Source organism: Pseudomonas sp. MHK4 (assembly GCF_054600775.1).
On sequence record NZ_BAAIAK010000012.1, the window covers coordinates 149496 to 163773 of the forward strand.

Annotated in this window: 18 protein-coding genes; 14 read left to right on the plus strand and 4 right to left on the minus strand. The window is 61.0% G+C overall.

The window, feature by feature from the left end:
* Window positions 1–7: 7 nt before the first annotated feature.
* A complete protein-coding gene (locus ACYP2Q_RS25390; RefSeq protein WP_459732993.1) occupies window positions 8–904 on the minus strand; it encodes a LysR family transcriptional regulator in 897 nt (298 codons plus the stop codon).
* Window positions 905–1031: 127 nt separating this feature from the next.
* On the opposite strand from ACYP2Q_RS25390, the gene ACYP2Q_RS25395 reads away from it, so the two are divergent.
* The 8 genes from ACYP2Q_RS25395 (at window position 1032) to ACYP2Q_RS25430 (ending at window position 8526) form a co-directional block, all read left to right on the plus strand.
* A complete protein-coding gene (locus ACYP2Q_RS25395; protein ID WP_459732994.1) occupies window positions 1032–2171 on the plus strand; it encodes a muconate cycloisomerase family protein in 1140 nt (379 codons plus the stop codon).
* 10 nt (window positions 2172–2181) lie between these two features.
* Window positions 2182–2472, plus strand: coding sequence for a muconolactone Delta-isomerase (gene catC, locus ACYP2Q_RS25400; protein ID WP_008053771.1), 291 nt, complete (start codon window positions 2182–2184; stop codon window positions 2470–2472).
* 52 nt (window positions 2473–2524) lie between these two features.
* On the plus strand, window positions 2525–3454 hold the full coding sequence (catA, locus tag ACYP2Q_RS25405) for a catechol 1,2-dioxygenase (RefSeq protein ID WP_406592443.1): 930 nt from the start codon (window positions 2525–2527) through the stop codon (window positions 3452–3454).
* Window positions 3455–3664: 210 nt separating this feature from the next.
* Window positions 3665–4624 carry an AraC family transcriptional regulator gene (locus ACYP2Q_RS25410; RefSeq protein WP_459732995.1) on the plus strand — a complete coding sequence of 320 codons (960 nt, stop codon included), beginning with the start codon at window positions 3665–3667 and terminating at the stop codon, window positions 4622–4624.
* A 229-nt stretch (window positions 4625–4853) separates the two neighbouring features.
* A complete protein-coding gene (gene benA, locus ACYP2Q_RS25415) occupies window positions 4854–6218 on the plus strand; it encodes a benzoate 1,2-dioxygenase large subunit (protein WP_459732996.1) in 1365 nt (454 codons plus the stop codon).
* Window positions 6215–6703 carry a benzoate 1,2-dioxygenase small subunit gene (gene benB, locus ACYP2Q_RS25420; RefSeq protein ID WP_459732997.1) on the plus strand — a complete coding sequence of 163 codons (489 nt, stop codon included), beginning with the start codon at window positions 6215–6217 and terminating at the stop codon, window positions 6701–6703. Before benA ends, benB begins: the two co-directional genes overlap by 4 nt.
* Before the next feature lie 10 nt (window positions 6704–6713).
* Entirely contained in the window at window positions 6714–7727 is a 1014-nt protein-coding gene (benC, locus tag ACYP2Q_RS25425) for a benzoate 1,2-dioxygenase electron transfer component BenC (protein WP_459732998.1), read from the plus strand.
* A gap of 25 nt (window positions 7728–7752) precedes the next feature.
* Window positions 7753–8526: a 1,6-dihydroxycyclohexa-2,4-diene-1-carboxylate dehydrogenase gene (locus ACYP2Q_RS25430; RefSeq protein WP_459732999.1), complete on the plus strand. Its 774-nt coding sequence runs from the start codon at window positions 7753–7755 to the stop codon at window positions 8524–8526.
* A gap of 10 nt (window positions 8527–8536) precedes the next feature.
* Here the strand turns inward: ACYP2Q_RS25430 and ACYP2Q_RS25435 are convergent, their stop codons facing one another.
* A complete protein-coding gene (locus ACYP2Q_RS25435) occupies window positions 8537–8899 on the minus strand; it encodes an NUDIX hydrolase (protein WP_459733000.1) in 363 nt (120 codons plus the stop codon).
* A gap of 218 nt (window positions 8900–9117) precedes the next feature.
* On the opposite strand from ACYP2Q_RS25435, the gene ACYP2Q_RS25440 reads away from it, so the two are divergent.
* Window positions 9118–9315 (plus strand): DUF2188 domain-containing protein, encoded by a 198-nt coding sequence (locus ACYP2Q_RS25440; RefSeq protein WP_459733001.1) that lies wholly within the window; start codon window positions 9118–9120, stop codon window positions 9313–9315.
* A gap of 48 nt (window positions 9316–9363) precedes the next feature.
* On the opposite strand, the gene ACYP2Q_RS25445 is transcribed toward ACYP2Q_RS25440, so the two are convergent.
* Entirely contained in the window at window positions 9364–10185 is an 822-nt protein-coding gene (locus tag ACYP2Q_RS25445; protein WP_459733002.1) for a class I SAM-dependent methyltransferase, read from the minus strand.
* Between the two features lie 179 nt (window positions 10186–10364).
* On the opposite strand from ACYP2Q_RS25445, the gene ACYP2Q_RS25450 reads away from it, so the two are divergent.
* The 4 genes from ACYP2Q_RS25450 to ACYP2Q_RS25465 all read left to right on the plus strand — a co-directional run bounded on the left by ACYP2Q_RS25450 (window position 10365) and on the right by ACYP2Q_RS25465 (window position 13498).
* Entirely contained in the window at window positions 10365–11306 is a 942-nt protein-coding gene (locus tag ACYP2Q_RS25450) for a fatty acid desaturase (RefSeq protein WP_459733003.1), read from the plus strand.
* Window positions 11307–11314: 8 nt separating this feature from the next.
* Complete coding sequence (locus ACYP2Q_RS25455) at window positions 11315–12106, plus strand: phosphate/phosphite/phosphonate ABC transporter substrate-binding protein (RefSeq protein WP_459733004.1); 792 nt, start codon at window positions 11315–11317, stop codon at window positions 12104–12106.
* A gap of 169 nt (window positions 12107–12275) precedes the next feature.
* Window positions 12276–12818 (plus strand): sigma-70 family RNA polymerase sigma factor, encoded by a 543-nt coding sequence (locus ACYP2Q_RS25460; RefSeq protein WP_459733005.1) that lies wholly within the window; start codon window positions 12276–12278, stop codon window positions 12816–12818.
* Entirely contained in the window at window positions 12815–13498 is a 684-nt protein-coding gene (locus ACYP2Q_RS25465) for a glycine betaine ABC transporter substrate-binding protein (RefSeq protein WP_459733006.1), read from the plus strand. Before ACYP2Q_RS25460 ends, ACYP2Q_RS25465 begins: the two co-directional genes overlap by 4 nt.
* Window positions 13499–13586: 88 nt before the next feature.
* On the opposite strand, the gene ACYP2Q_RS25470 is transcribed toward ACYP2Q_RS25465, so the two are convergent.
* Complete coding sequence (locus ACYP2Q_RS25470; RefSeq protein WP_459733007.1) at window positions 13587–13826, minus strand: hypothetical protein; 240 nt, start codon at window positions 13824–13826, stop codon at window positions 13587–13589.
* A 168-nt stretch (window positions 13827–13994) separates the two neighbouring features.
* Here ACYP2Q_RS25470 and ACYP2Q_RS25475 point away from each other — a divergent pair, with 168 nt between their 5' ends.
* The gene (locus tag ACYP2Q_RS25475) at window positions 13995–14213 is read left to right on the plus strand and encodes a hypothetical protein (protein WP_459733008.1); all 219 of its coding nucleotides are present in this window, start codon (window positions 13995–13997) and stop codon (window positions 14211–14213) included.
* Window positions 14214–14278: the final 65 nt, after the last annotated feature.

Consider the following 14278-nt stretch of genomic DNA (forward strand, 5'->3'; position numbering starts at 1 on the left):
ACCGGCCCTACAAGGGCGTGATCGCCTGTGGCAGCAGTTCGTCGATCATTCGCAAGCAATGGCTCAACCCCGGCGACACGTCGCCCACCCGCCGACTGAGAATGATCGGCGAGGTGGCGTTGTCTTCCAGCAGCGGGGTGAACCCGATGTCGTCGCGATGCAGCAACTGCACCGAGGCCGGCACCAGGGTGATCCCTATCCCGGCCCCCACCAGCCCGATTGCCGTCTGCAGCTCGTTGGTCCATTGCGCCACGTGGATGCTCACCCCATAGGATTCGAACAGCGCGATCACGTGGTCGGCGTAGCTGGGGCGCGGGTTGCCGGGGTACAGCACGAAGGGCTCTTTGGCCAGGTCGCGCAGGCTCACGGGGCCAGCCAGCAACGGGTGACCGGAGGGCAGGGCGGCCACCAGGCGGTCTTCGGTGAGCACGGTCTGGACGATGGCCGGGTCGTCGATGCGGATGCGGCCGAAACCGACGTCGATGCGCCCGGCCTTGAGCGCCTGGACCTGCTGCAGCGTGGTCATTTCCGACAGCCCGAGCTCCAGTTCCAGCGGTTCGCCGCTGCGCAAGCGGCGAATCAACTGCGGCAGCACGCCGTACAACGTCGATGGCGCAAAGCCGATGCCCAGCCAGGTCTTTTCCCCCAGGCCAATGCGCCGCGTGTTGTCGCAGACCTTGTGCAACTGGTCGAGCAGGGCGGTGGAATGCTCATGGAAAAAACGCCCGGCGTCGGTCAGCTTCAATGGTCGGCCGCGCTCGAGCAGCATCACCCCCAGTTCATCCTCCAGTTGCTGGATCTGCCGGCTCAGCGGCGGCTGGGCGATGTGCAGCCGTTCGGCGGCGCGGGTGAAATTGAGGGTTTGAGCCAACACCTGAAAGTAACGCAGGTGACGCAGTTCCATGGAGCCTCCGGATTTCTAGCGGTTGCATACCTTGAAGGTATCAAGCCAGACCAATTCTATATTGGCCGCCCGGAAAAAGCCGTATGAGAATCAGGCCCAGAACTTCAAGAACCTGACGGGTATCGAAATGCTTGCTACAGCCATTGACTCGATCGAGACGATCATCGTCGATCTGCCGACCATCCGCCCGCACAAGCTGGCGATGCACACCATGCAGAACCAGACCCTGGTGGTTATTCGCGTGCGCTGTGCCGATGGCATCGAAGGCATCGGCGAATCCACCACCATCGGTGGCCTGGCCTATGGCAACGAGAGCCCCGACAGCATCAAGACCAATATCGACACGCACTTTGCGCCACTGTTGATCGGCCAGGACAGCAGCAACGTCAATGCCGCGATGTTGCGCCTGGAGCGCAGCATCCGTGGCAATACCTTCGCCAAGTCCGGCCTGGAAACCGCACTGCTCGATGCCCTGGGCAAACGCCTGGGCCTGCCGGTCAGCGAGTTGCTGGGCGGCCGCGTGCGTGACTCGCTGCCCGTGGCCTGGACCCTGGCCAGCGGCGATACCGAGAAGGACATCGCCGAAGCGGAAAAAATGCTCGACCTGCGCCGCCACCGCATCTTCAAACTGAAGATCGGTGCCGGCGAGGTCAATCGCGACCTGGCCCACGTGATCGCGATCAAGAAAGCCCTCGGCGATCGCGCGAGCGTCAGGGTCGACGTCAACCAGGCCTGGGACGAAGCGGTGGCCTTGCGCGCCTGCCGGATCCTGGGCACCAATGGTATCGACCTGATCGAACAGCCGATCTCGCGCAACAACCGCGCCGGCATGGCACGCCTGAATGCCATGAGCCCGGCACCGATCATGGCCGACGAATCCATCGAATGCGTGGAAGATGCCTTCAACCTGGCCCGCGAAGGCGCGGCCTCGGTGTTTGCCCTGAAGATCGCCAAGAACGGCGGCCCGCGCGCGGTGTTGCGCACCGCCTCGATCGCCGAAGCGGCCGGTATCGCCCTGTACGGCGGCACCATGCTCGAAGGCGGAATCGGCACCATGGCCTCGGCCCATGCCTTTGTCACCCTGAACAAACTGGCGTGGGACACCGAGTTGTTCGGTCCGCTGCTGCTGACCGAGGACATTCTCAGTGAGCCGCTGGTCTACCGCGATTTCGAACTGCATGTCCCCAACACGCCGGGCCTGGGCCTGAGCCTGGATGAGGAGCGCCTGGCGTTCTTCCGTCGCGACAAGACTATTCATCAAGCCTGAGGAGAGCATTATGCTGTTCCACGTAAAAATGACCGTGAACCTGCCGGTCGACATGAATCCCGAAGCGGCGGCCAAACTCAAGGCCGACGAAAAAGCCCTGGCCCAGCGCCTGCAAGAGCAGGGCAAGTGGCGTCACCTGTGGCGCATCGCCGGGCACTATGCCAACTACAGCGTATTCGATGTCGACAGCGTCCAGGAACTGCATGACCTGCTGATGCAACTGCCACTGTTTCCGTACATGGCCATCGAGATTGACGCGATGTGCCGGCATCCTTCTTCCATCCGTGACGATGATCGCTGAGCCCAGCCTGTCCAGCGCGCTACGCTAATAATTACAAGATGAGGAACCCAGAATGAACGTGAAGATTTCCCACACTGCCGAAGTCCAGAAATTTCTCGAAGAGGCCAGCGGCCTGCACAATGATGCCGGTAGCCCACGCACCAAGGCCTTGATCTACCGCATCCTGCGTGACTCGGTGAACATCATCGAAGACCTGGCCGTGACCCCGGAAGAGTTCTGGAAAGCGGTCAACTACCTGAACGTGCTGGGTGCGCGCCAGGAAGCCGGGCTGGTGGTGGCCGGTCTCGGCCTGGAGCACTACCTTGACCTGCTGATGGACGCCGAAGACGAGCAGGCCGGCAAGTCCGGCGGCACCCCGCGCACCATCGAAGGCCCGCTGTACGTGGCCGGTGCACCGCTGTCCCAAGGCGAAGCACGCCTGGATGACGGCGTCGATCCGGGTGTGACCCTGTTCATGCAAGGCCGCGTGTTCAATACCGCGGGCGAACCCCTGGCCGGTGCCGTGGTCGACGTGTGGCACGCCAACACCGGCGGTACCTACTCGTACTTCGACCCTACGCAATCGGAATTCAACCTGCGTCGCCGTATCGTCACCGACGCCGAAGGTCGCTACCGTTTTCGCAGCATCGTGCCGTCGGGCTACGGCTGCCCTCCGGACGGTCCGACCCAGCAACTGCTCGATCAACTGGGCCGTCATGGCCAGCGCCCGGCGCACGTGCACTTCTTCATTTCCGCGCCGGATCATCGCCACCTGACCACCCAGATCAACCTGGATGGTGAAAAATACCTGCACGACGATTTCGCCTACGCCACCCGTGACGAGCTGATCGCCAAGATCACCTTCAGCGATGATCAACAGCGCGCGGCGGCCCATGGTGTCAGCGGTCGCTTTGCCGAAATCGAATTCGACTTCACCTTGCAGTCGACCGCCCAGCCTGAAGAACAGCAGCGCCACGAGCGGGTTCGCGCCCTGGAAGACTGATCGCCAAACCCCTGTGTAGGAGCGAGCTTGCTCGCGATGGACTTGAGAGCGCCGTGTTTTGCCAGTAAACACGCGTTATCGTTAACGACCATCGCGAGCAAGCTCGCTCCTACACAGGGGTTTCGGTTAACGGTCAGGATTATCCCGGGCGAATCACGCAGTGTTCTAGAATGACCCGATGCAACTCATAACAACAATGAGAGTGACCCGATGATGCAAGCTCAACTGTTGAGTCAGCGCAGCAGAGTATTCGACCAGGCCGACCCCTACGCGGTGTCGGGCTACGTCAATCAGCATGTCGGCAACCACTGCATCCTCATGCCCCGTGCCGGCCGCCCCCTGGCCAGCCTCGATCATCGTAAATTCGCCAGTCTCGACCTGTGCCGCATCAGCTACGGCGCCAGTGTGCGGGTGACTTCCGGCGCGCTGGAGAGCATTTACCACCTGCAAGTGCTGCTACGCGGCAACTGCCTGTGGCGCGGTCACGGCCAGGAGCACTACTTCGCCCCCGGCGAACTGTTGCTGATCAACCCCGACGACCCCGTTGACCTGACCTATTCCGCCGATTGCGAAAAATTCATCCTCAAAGTCCCGACCCGCCTGTTCGAGTCCGTCTGCGATGAGCAGCGCTGGCGTTATCCGGGGCAGGGCGTGCGGTTCCTGGAAAACCGTTATCAGCTCAATGAACTGGAGGGTTTCGTCAACCTGCTGGCAATGATCTGCCAGGAGGCCGAATCCAGCGAGCAGATTCCCAGGGTGCAGGAGCACTACACGCAAATCATCGTCAGCAAGATGCTCAGCCTGATGAAAACCAATGTCTGCCGCCTCGACCTGGGCTCGCAGACGGCCACCTTCGAGGCGATTGCCGATTACATCGCCAATAACCTCAAGCAGGACATCGACAGCGAAGAACTGGCGCGCCAGGCGCACATGAGCCTGCGCTCGTTGTATGGCCTGTTCGAACGCAATGCCGGCCTGACGCCGAAAAACTACCTGCGCCACAAACGCCTTGAACGCATCAACGCCTGCCTGAGCGACCCGACCTGCAACGTGCGCAACGTTACCGAGGTGGCGATGGACTACGGCTTCCTGCACCTGGGGCGGTTCTCCGACAGCTACCGCAAGCAGTTCGGCGAGTTGCCATCCGATACCCTCAAGCGCCGCCACTGAGTCAACCCGATCCCTGTAGGAGCTGGCTTGCCAGCGAAGGCGGCGTATCAGGCGACATTGAAGTTGCCTGACCCACCGCTTTCGCTGGCAAGCCAGCTCCTACAGGGGGTCGGTGTCCATCCCAAGCCCTGCACAAAACGGATAAAGGTCTGCACCCCGCGGATAGTCCGCCCCATTGCCCCGGCCTAGCATGACCCCTGCCTGAACAATAACAATGGAGGCGGCGGCCATGACCCTGCGACCTGAATATTTGCAATCCCTGCTTGAAGACGATCCAGAGCAGGGCCTCTATCGCTGCAAACGCGAGATGTTCACCGACCCCCGGTTGTTCGATCTGGAGATGGAACACATCTTCGAAGGCAACTGGCTGTACCTGGCGCACGAAAGCCAGATCCCCAACATCAACGATTTCTACACCACCACCATGGGGCGCCAGTCGATCTTCATCGCGCGCAACAAGGACGGTGTGCTCAACGCCTTCATCAACGCCTGCAGTCATCGCGGCGCGACCCTGTGCCGGCACAAGTCCGGCAACAAGAGCTCGTACACCTGCCCGTTCCACGGCTGGACGTTCAACAACTCCGGCAAGCTGCTCAAGGTCAAGGACCCGGCCCAGGCGGGCTACCCGGCGAGTTTCAACTGCGAAGGCTCCCACGACCTGACCAAGGTGGCGCGCTTTGAATCCTATCGTGGCTTCCTGTTCGGCAGCCTCAAGGCCGATGTGCTGCCGCTGGTCGAGCACCTGGGCGAGTCGGCGAAGATCATCGACATGATCGTCGACCAGTCCGCCGATGGCCTGGAAGTGCTGCGCGGCTCTTCCAGCTACATCTACGAAGGCAACTGGAAGCTCACCGCCGAAAACGGTGCCGACGGTTACCACGTCAGCTCCGTGCACTGGAACTACGCCGCCACCCAGAACCAGCGCAAGCAGCGCGAAGCCGGTGATACCAACCCGACCATGAGCGCCGGCAGCTGGGCCAAGCAGGGCGGTGGTTTCTATTCCTTCGACAAGGGCCACATGCTGCTCTGGACTCGCTGGGCCAACCCTGAGGATCGCCCCCTGTACGAACGTCGCGATGAGCTGGCCCAGGACTTCGGCAAGGCCCGCGCCGACTGGATGATCGAGAACTCGCGCAACCTGTGCCTGTACCCCAACGTGTACCTGATGGACCAGTTCAGCTCGCAGATCCGTATCGCCCGGCCGATCTCGGTCAACCGCACGGAAATCACCATCTATTGCATCGCCCCCAAAGGCGAAAGCGACCATGCGCGTTCGAGCCGGATTCGTCAGTACGAAGACTTCTTCAACGTTAGCGGCATGGCCACCCCGGACGACCTGGAAGAGTTCCGCTCCTGCCAGACCAGCTACCAGGGCAGCGTCACCACCTGGAACGATATGTCCCGTGGCGCCGAACACTGGATCGAAGGCGCTGATGAGGCTGCAAAAGAAATCGACCTGCACCCGCTGCTCAGCGGCGTGCGCACCGAAGACGAAGGCCTGTTCGTGCTGCAACACAAGTACTGGCAGCAGACCATGCTCAAGGCCCTGGCGGCCGAGCAGTCGAAACTGATCGCAGTGGAGGACGTGCAGTGACCATTTCCTATGAATCGGTGCGCGATTTCCTCTATCGCGAGGCGCGCTACCTCGACGACCGCCAGTGGGACGAATGGCTGGAACTGTACGCCCCCGACGCGACCTACTGGATGCCGTCCTGGGACGACAATGACGAACTGACCGAGGACCCGCAGCGGGAAATCTCGCTGATCTGGTACGGCAACCGCACCGGCCTGGAAGACCGCGTCTTCCGCATCAAGACCGAGCGTTCCAGCGCCAGCGTGCCGGACACCCGCACGTCCCACAACATCAGCAACATCGAACTGCTCGAACAAGCCGACGGCCTGTGCAAGGTGCGCTTCAACTGGCACACCCTGAGTTTTCGCTACAAGACCGTCGACAGCTATTTCGGCAGCAGTTTCTACACCCTCGACGTGCGTGGTGAAAACCCGTTGATCAAGGCCAAGAAAGTGATCCTGAAGAACGACTACGTTCGCCAGGTCATCGATGTTTACCACTTGTGAGGCTGCCGTCATGACCCATTCCATTGCTTTGAACTTTGAAGACGGCGTCACTCGGTTCATCGACGCCAGTGCCGGCGAAACCGTGGCCGATGCCGCGTACCGCCAAGGCATCAATATTCCGCTGGACTGCCGTGACGGCGCCTGCGGCACCTGCAAGTGTTTTGCCGAGGCGGGCAGCTATGACCTGGGCGAGGAATACATCGAAGATGCCTTGAGCCCTGAAGAAGCCGGACAAGGCTATGTCCTGACCTGCCAGATGCGCGCCAAGAGCGATTGCGTGGTGCGGGTGCCTGTGTCCTCGGATGTCTGCCGCACAAGCCAGGCCAGCTATAACGCCACCATCAGCGCCGTGCGCCAGTTGTCCGACAGCACCATTGCCCTGTCGATCAAGGGCGAGTCGTTGAGCAAGCTTGCCTTCCTCCCGGGCCAGTATGTGAACCTGGGCATTCCCGGCAGCGAGCAGACCCGCGCCTATTCGTTCAGCTCGTTGCAGCGCGACGGTGAAGTCAGCTTCCTGATTCGCAACGTGCCCGGCGGCCTGATGAGCAGCTTCCTCACCAGCATGGCCAAGGCGGGCGACAGCATGAGCCTGGCCGGTCCCCTGGGCAGTTTCTATCTGCGCGATATCCGCCGGCCGTTATTGCTGCTGGCCGGCGGCACCGGGCTGGCGCCGTTCACCGCGATGCTGGAGAAGATCGCCGAGCAGGGCAGTGAACACCCGCTGCACCTGATCTACGGCGTGACCCACGATTTCGACCTGGTGGAACTCGACCGCCTGGAAGCCTTCGCCGCCCGCATCCCCAACTTCACCTACAGCGCCTGCGTGGCCAGCCCCGACAGCCAGCACCCGCTCAAGGGCTACGTAACCCAGCACATCGAACCCAAGCACTTGAACGATGGTGACGTCGACGTGTACCTGTGCGGTCCGCCGCCGATGGTCGAGGCGGTCAGCCAGTTCATTCGTGAGCAGGGCATTGCGCCAGCCAATTTCTACTACGAGAAATTCGCCGCCAGCGCGGCCTGAGACCCAGAATACGCATGAGGTACACATGAACAGATTCCACGACAAAGTCGCGCTGATCACCGGAGCGGCCCAGGGCATCGGGCGGCGCGTTGCCGAGCGCATGGCCGCTGAAGGCGCGAAGCTGATCCTGGTCGATCGCTCCGACCTGGTGTTCGAAGTGCAGCAACAATTGGCCCCGCATGGCCAGGTCCTGGCCCTGACCGCCGACCTTGAGCAATACGAGGAATGCAACCGGGTCATGCAAGCTGCCGTCGAGCGTTTTACTCGTCTCGATGTGCTGGTCAATAACGTCGGCGGGACCATCTGGACCAAGCCGTTCGAGCACTATGAAGCGGCGCAGATCGAGGCCGAGGTGCGCCGTTCGCTGTTCCCAACCTTGTGGTGCTGCCATGCCGCCTTGCCCTACATGCTGGAGCAGGGCAGTGGCGCGATCGTCAACGTGTCGTCGATCGCCACCCGCAGCGTCAACCGTGTGCCCTACGGCGCAGCAAAGGGCGGGGTGAATGCGCTGACTGCTTGCCTGGCGTTCGAAACCGCCGGTCGCGGCGTTCGTGTCAATGCCACTGCACCCGGCGGCACCGAAGCGCCGCCGCGGCGAGTGCCGCGCAATGCGGCCGAGCAGACTGAGCAAGAGAAGGCCTGGTATCAGCAGATCGTCGATCAGACCCTCGACAGCAGTCTGATGAAGCGCTACGGCACCCTGGATGAGCAGGCCGGCGCAATCCTGTTCCTGGCCAGCGACGAGGCGTCCTACATCACCGGCATGGTCATGCCGGTCGGCGGTGGTGACCAGGGCTGAGGCATGTGAACTACAGGCGACGCCGAAACGCGCTGAGGATACGCAGCGTGGCGTCGCTGGGGTTGAGATTTTGCACCGCGTCCAGCGGGTACCACAGGCAATCGAAAATCTCGTTTTGCGGCCGCGCCTGTTCCGCATCGAGCAATGATGCTTCGTAGACCTGGTGTCGGGTGCCCCCTGATTCCAGTTCCATCAGGTACAGCATATCGTCGGCGTCCAGGCCGGTTTCCTCCTGCAACTCGCGCACGGCGGCATCGTGCGCGGTCTCACCGGGCTCGACTTTGCCGCCGGGCAACATCCATCGACTCCTGGATTTACGCACCAGGAGAATGTGCCGGTCCTGCTCGCAAATGACGGTTGCACGTACTTTCATCAGTTCTGTCAATCCAGGCTGTCACACAACAGTAACAAAAATGCAATATTCGGGCCGCAACCCGTTGCATCTTTCCTGGACATTTTGAGCAGCAAAGGTGTCCAAAAGTGCAATCTCGCTGCCATTCTCCTGATTCGACGTCTGGTCGGCATCTTCACGGCAGGGGGGTGTAAGGTAGGCAAGTCAACCCTGTGATCACTGCCAAGATGGAGGTGACTATGAGCGTTCCGATGTTGAACAAGATGCACATGAACGGTTATGACGTACTGAGTGTGAACAACGGCCCGTGGCGGGTCTGCACCCAAGGCGACCGGCTTGGCTCGTTTGCCAGTCGGGAAGAAGCGCTGGCCTTTGCGGCTGCGCTGCCTGGTTATAAAGCCCGTTCAAGCAAGCCTCGCAATCAGCAAGCTACATGAAGGCAGCTGTAAAGCCCCGGTTTGCCGGGGCTTTTTTTGGGGGCTCTGTCACTTGGCCGGTTTGACGAACCGCAGCGTCATCCGGTCCGACTCCCCGATCGCCACATATTTCGCCCGATCCTTGTCCCCCAGCGTCAGCGCCGGCGGCAGCGTCCAGACCCCTTCCGGGTAGTCCTTGGTGTCCTTGGGGTTGGCATTGATTTCGCTCTGCTCCTCAAGCTTGAAACCCGCATCGGTCGCCAGTTTCACCACGTAATCGGTGGTCAGGTAACCGCTGTGCTTGATGTCCTCCAGCGACGCTCCATCCTTGGCCCGGTGATCCACCACGCCGAGCACGCCACCCGGTTTGAGCACCTTGAAGAACGCCTCGAACATCAGCGCAGCCGTGTCCGCCAGCACCCAGTTGTGCACGTTGCGAAAGGTCAGGACGGTATCCGCCGAACCGGGTTGACCCAGCACCGGTGCCTTGGGATCGAACTCCAGTACTTTGGCCTTGGCGTACTGCTCGGGGGTTGCTGCGAGTTTCGCCTTGAGCTTTTCTTCGTTCTTGCGCGCGTAGTCACTGACTGTCGGCGCCTGGACGGCGGCAACGTATTGCCCGTGGTCCTTTAGCAGCGGTGCCAGCAATTCGCTGTACCAACCGTTGCCGGGGGTGATTTCAATGACCGTCTGGTGGGGTCCCAGACCAAAGAATTGCAGGCTCTGCTGTGGATGGCGATAACCATCGCGCGCCACGTTTTCCGGTGCGCGCCAGGTACCTTTGAGCACGTTGGCGTATTGCTCGGCGGACACGGCTTGGGTTTGGGTCGCATGGCTGGAAATGGGGGCGAGCAAGGCACTGAGCGTCAAAGCCAGAATGGCAGGTTTCATGGAGCGTCCCTGGGAAGTCGAAGTCGACCCTGAGGCTAGCACGCAGCCATGACCTGCCGATCACACATTATCGATGGTTGACCGCACCAAAGGTTCTAAGGCGCGATCGGCAAAATAAACTGCAAGAAAACCTCGCGCCATTGCACAGCAGGGGACTGGTTCCCGATCTGAGCAACGCCATGCCCCATTATTTCGATACCGCCCACCGTGTAGAAATCGACACCTTGCGCCAACGCCTCACCGCTCGCACCGAGTGGCCGACCTGGTTGCTGCTGATCGGCGTGTACGCTGGCTGGTTCAGCATCGTGCTGGGCAGCGGCTGGTTGGGCCTATGGTGCAGCACATTGTTGTTGATCCCGTTGCTGGTGCTCTGGTTGTCGCTGCAGCACGAATTGCTGCACGGTCATCCCACCCGCTGGGTATCGCTGAACAAGATCCTCGGCTACGCACCGTTCGCCGTCTGGTATCCCTACACCCTGTACCGCGACAGCCATTTGTTGCATCACCGCGATGAAGACCTGACCCTGCCGGGTCGCGATCCGGAAAGCCGCTACTTGAGCGCCGAGCAGTGGCAGGGCAGTTCACTGTTCGAACAAGGCCTGCACTGGCTGGACAAAACCGTGCTCGGTCGTTTCCTCCTGGGCGCTCCCATGGCCTTGCTGGCGCTGGCGCGGGAAGAGTTGCAGCGCTTGAAAAGGGGTGAGCGACAGGCCTGGTTGATGTGGCTGAGCCACGGCACGTTGGCCCTGCTGATGTTGTTGTTCATTGCCCGCTACAGCGTGCTGCCGATCTGGCATTACCTGTTGTTGGTCAGCGTGCCGGCGCTATCGATTGCCATGATTCGCTCCTACTATGAACACCGTCCCCACGCCGCAGCCGAGCAGAGGACGGTCATCAATGAGGCCGCCTGGCCGTGGCGCTGGCTGTTCCTGAACCTCAACCTGCACCTGGTGCATCACGACTTGCCGGGGCTGCCCTGGTACGACTTGCCCCGCGCTTACCAGTCGCGTCGCGAGCAATGGCTGGCGCGCAGCGGCGGGTTCCTGGTGCAGGGTTATGGCCAGTTATGGCGCCGGCACGGGGTGAAGGCCATCGACAGCCCGCAGCATCCGTTCAGTTGAGAAATCCCATGACTTCAGCCTTCGCCGAACTTTTGATGTACGCCGCCCCCGAACCGATCCTCCAGGCCAATGAGCACTGGCTGACAGCAATCCTCGAGCAACTGGGTGTCGCCCGCCGCAACGGCGAGGGTCTTGCCCTGATGGATCTGTGGCTGTCCCCGCACTTGCTGCTGACGCAAACCTGCGGCTACCCGCTGATGACCGCGTTGCGTGGTCGGGTGCGGGTCATCGGTCGTCCTCGTTATGAACTGCCGGATGCCAGCGGCGGCAACCATTGCAGCCTGTTGCTCAGTCGCGCCGATGATCCACGGCACAACTTGCCGGCCTTTCGCGGCAGCCGCGGTGTGATCAATGGCGAAGAATCCAACAGCGGCATGAACCTGATGCGTCACCGACTGGCGCCGCTGCATCGCGAGGGGCAGTTTTTTGCCCGTGTCGGGATCAGCGGCAGCCACCGCGAAAGCCTGCGCTGGTTGCGTGAAGATGAAGCGGACCTGGCGGCCATCGATAGTGTGACCTTTGCCTATCTGGCGCGGCACGCCGAAGCCGAAGTGGCTGGCCTGCGGATTGTCGATCGCAGTGCACTCAGTCCGACCTTGCCGTTCATCACGGCTGCGAGCGTCACCGTTGAACAGGCCGAGGAGCGGCGGCAGGTGATGAACACGACGTTGCAGCAATTGCCCGAAGTCAGCGAACTCCTCGGTCTGCAGGAGGTACTGGCGGCCAGCGAAAGTGACTATCAAATCGTTCTCGACTATCAGCGAGAGGCTGAGGTTCTGGGGTTTGGACGATTAAGGTAAGCAGGATCTTCACCTGTAGGAGCTGTCTCGCGAAGCGAGGCTGCGATTTTTTGATCCCAAAAAAGGAATATAAAAATTCTTTTTTAATATTATTAATGAATAAGGCTCCTTGCTAGGATCGCGCCACCGGATCACCGGACATTCAGCGACCCTAACCCTTGGAGCCTCTATGTCCGGCACCGACCTTTCCCATCGCAACGACGTGGGCGGAATGTTCCGCGCCCATTACCCTTGGCTGTGCGCACGGCTGCGCCGCTATCTGGGGGCCAGTTCCAGCGTTGAAGACATTGCTGCCGAGACCTTCCTGCAGTTGCTCGAATCGCCGGGGCTGACCCCGATTCGCGAGCCCCGCGCCTTGCTCACCACGATTGCCCAGCGGTTGCTCTATCAGCTCTGGCGCCGTCGCGATCTGGAGCGCCAGCACCACGAACAGTTGCAGCAAGTTAACCGGCATCAAGCGATCTCCCCCGAAGAACAGGTGCAACTGAGGCAAACATTGCACGGCCTCGACCGCACCCTCGAACGCCTGCCAGGCAAGGTTCGGGCGACCTTCCTGTTGTCCCGGATCGACGGCCTGACCTACCCGCAGATTGCTGCCCAACTGGGCATTTCCCAACGCTCGGTCAGCGATTACATGACTCGCACCCAAGCCCTGTGTGCCCGGCACAGCGCCAACCAACCCTTGAATTCCCTGGACTGGAGGTCCGCATGAGATCGATCAAAACCCTGCTCGGCAGTTCGCTGCTGGCCCTGACCCTGGTGGCAACCCAGGTTCCCGCGACGGAAAAAGCCGCACCGATCCACTTCGGCGACATCACCTGGGAAAGCGGCAGCCTGATCACCGAAATCCTGCGCTTGATCGTCGAGAAAGGTTACGGCTACCCGACAGATACCTTGCCGGGCAGCACCGTCAGCCTCGAAGCGGCACTGGCAAAAAACGATATCCAGGTGATCGGCGAAGAGTGGGCCGGGCGCAGTCCGGCCTGGGTCAAAGCCGCTTCGCAGGGCAAGGTGTTTGGCCTGGGCGACACGGTCAAAGGCGCCACCGAAGGCTGGTGGGTGCCGGAATACGTGATCAAGGGCGACCCTGAACGGGGCATCAAGCCCCTGGCTGCGGGATTGAAATCCGTCGCCGACCTGGCGCGCTACAAGGATGTGTTCCGCGACCCGGAAGACGTCTCCGCGCCTTTCAAGGCGCAGTACCCGGAACTGGTGGCGTTCTTCGAAAAAGTCGACCTGCCGATCGACCTGCTCAACCATACCCTCGGCCAGATGAGCGAAAAACGCCTGCAACCGCGTCAGGTGGCCGAAGCCTTCCTGCGGGATCAGCCGCAGGTCTGGAAGGCTTGGGTGCCGGGGGAGGTGGCTGAGCGTATCACCGCGCAATTGTGAGCGGATTTTCTGAATCGGTGCTGCAGCCTGCCAGCACCGTGATCAGGGCAGCAAGGATGCAGAGTGCCCTGTTCACGCCATGACCCCGCTATTGTGCCTTGTGTCGACTGATGATCTTGGCCTTCACTTCCTCGGCATAATCCGACAGCCGTTTTTCATCGCCCTGGAACAGATCGCACAGGCGCTTGACGGCTATTGCGTCGACATCGTTGCCTGAGAGGCGCAATTGTTCGGCGATGCGCAACAGCTCCACCGCCGACCAGCGCAGGTCCGATGCAAGCCCCTGCAGATCACGCCGAAGCGTTTGTTCATGTTCGTTGAGCCACATGATGATCTCCCGTAACTTCGTGCTACGAATTTTAGACCCATTCCCCTGGCCTGGCGTTGTATCCGACCGATCCCCGGCGTATTCCTTTGGTCGGGAAATTTGCAGCGTTCTGGAAAATTCGCTGTCCTAGTCAAGTGCCGACATTTTACCAGGGCGGGTCCGTTCAAAATGACGACAACCGATGACTTCCGGGCGCATGCCCAGGAACTGAAGGCCGATCTGGATGCGGCCACCAGCGAAATGATGAAACTCATTTCCGATCACAAGTTCAGCGGGCCGGAATGGGAGCGGGTCAGCCAATGGCAACACGAAGCCTTCGAACGATGGACAACCTATCTGAACGAGCGCTCCTACCCGGATCCCGGCGATCACAGCGTCAGCCCCTGAAGCTCGATGCAACAAAATGGCTGTCAGCGCGGTAACAGGCTACATTTTATTTTTCAGGTTTAAGG

Excerpts from the sequence above, each read along its gene's own strand:
- ACYP2Q_RS25475 (WP_459733008.1), top strand. The coding sequence starts at position 13,995 with ATGACGACAACCGATGACTTCCGGGCGCATGCCCAGGAACTGAAGGCC.
- ACYP2Q_RS25395 (WP_459732994.1), top strand. The coding sequence starts at position 1,032 with ATGCTTGCTACAGCCATTGACTCGATCGAGACGATCATCGTCGATCTG.
- catA (WP_406592443.1), top strand. The coding sequence starts at position 2,525 with ATGAACGTGAAGATTTCCCACACTGCCGAAGTCCAGAAATTTCTCGAA.
- ACYP2Q_RS25470 (WP_459733007.1), bottom strand. The coding sequence starts at position 13,826 with ATGTGGCTCAACGAACATGAACAAACGCTTCGGCGTGATCTGCAGGGG.
- ACYP2Q_RS25435 (WP_459733000.1), bottom strand. The coding sequence starts at position 8,899 with ATGAAAGTACGTGCAACCGTCATTTGCGAGCAGGACCGGCACATTCTC.
- ACYP2Q_RS25465 (WP_459733006.1), top strand. The coding sequence starts at position 12,815 with ATGAGATCGATCAAAACCCTGCTCGGCAGTTCGCTGCTGGCCCTGACC.
- ACYP2Q_RS25455 (WP_459733004.1), top strand. The coding sequence starts at position 11,315 with ATGACTTCAGCCTTCGCCGAACTTTTGATGTACGCCGCCCCCGAACCG.
- ACYP2Q_RS25390 (WP_459732993.1), bottom strand. The coding sequence starts at position 904 with ATGGAACTGCGTCACCTGCGTTACTTTCAGGTGTTGGCTCAAACCCTC.
- ACYP2Q_RS25460 (WP_459733005.1), top strand. The coding sequence starts at position 12,276 with ATGTCCGGCACCGACCTTTCCCATCGCAACGACGTGGGCGGAATGTTC.
- ACYP2Q_RS25410 (WP_459732995.1), top strand. The coding sequence starts at position 3,665 with ATGATGCAAGCTCAACTGTTGAGTCAGCGCAGCAGAGTATTCGACCAG.
- ACYP2Q_RS25445 (WP_459733002.1), bottom strand. The coding sequence starts at position 10,185 with ATGAAACCTGCCATTCTGGCTTTGACGCTCAGTGCCTTGCTCGCCCCC.
- ACYP2Q_RS25450 (WP_459733003.1), top strand. The coding sequence starts at position 10,365 with ATGCCCCATTATTTCGATACCGCCCACCGTGTAGAAATCGACACCTTG.
- ACYP2Q_RS25430 (WP_459732999.1), top strand. The coding sequence starts at position 7,753 with ATGAACAGATTCCACGACAAAGTCGCGCTGATCACCGGAGCGGCCCAG.
- ACYP2Q_RS25440 (WP_459733001.1), top strand. The coding sequence starts at position 9,118 with ATGAGCGTTCCGATGTTGAACAAGATGCACATGAACGGTTATGACGTA.
- benC (WP_459732998.1), top strand. The coding sequence starts at position 6,714 with ATGACCCATTCCATTGCTTTGAACTTTGAAGACGGCGTCACTCGGTTC.
- catC (WP_008053771.1), top strand. The coding sequence starts at position 2,182 with ATGCTGTTCCACGTAAAAATGACCGTGAACCTGCCGGTCGACATGAAT.
- benA (WP_459732996.1), top strand. The coding sequence starts at position 4,854 with ATGACCCTGCGACCTGAATATTTGCAATCCCTGCTTGAAGACGATCCA.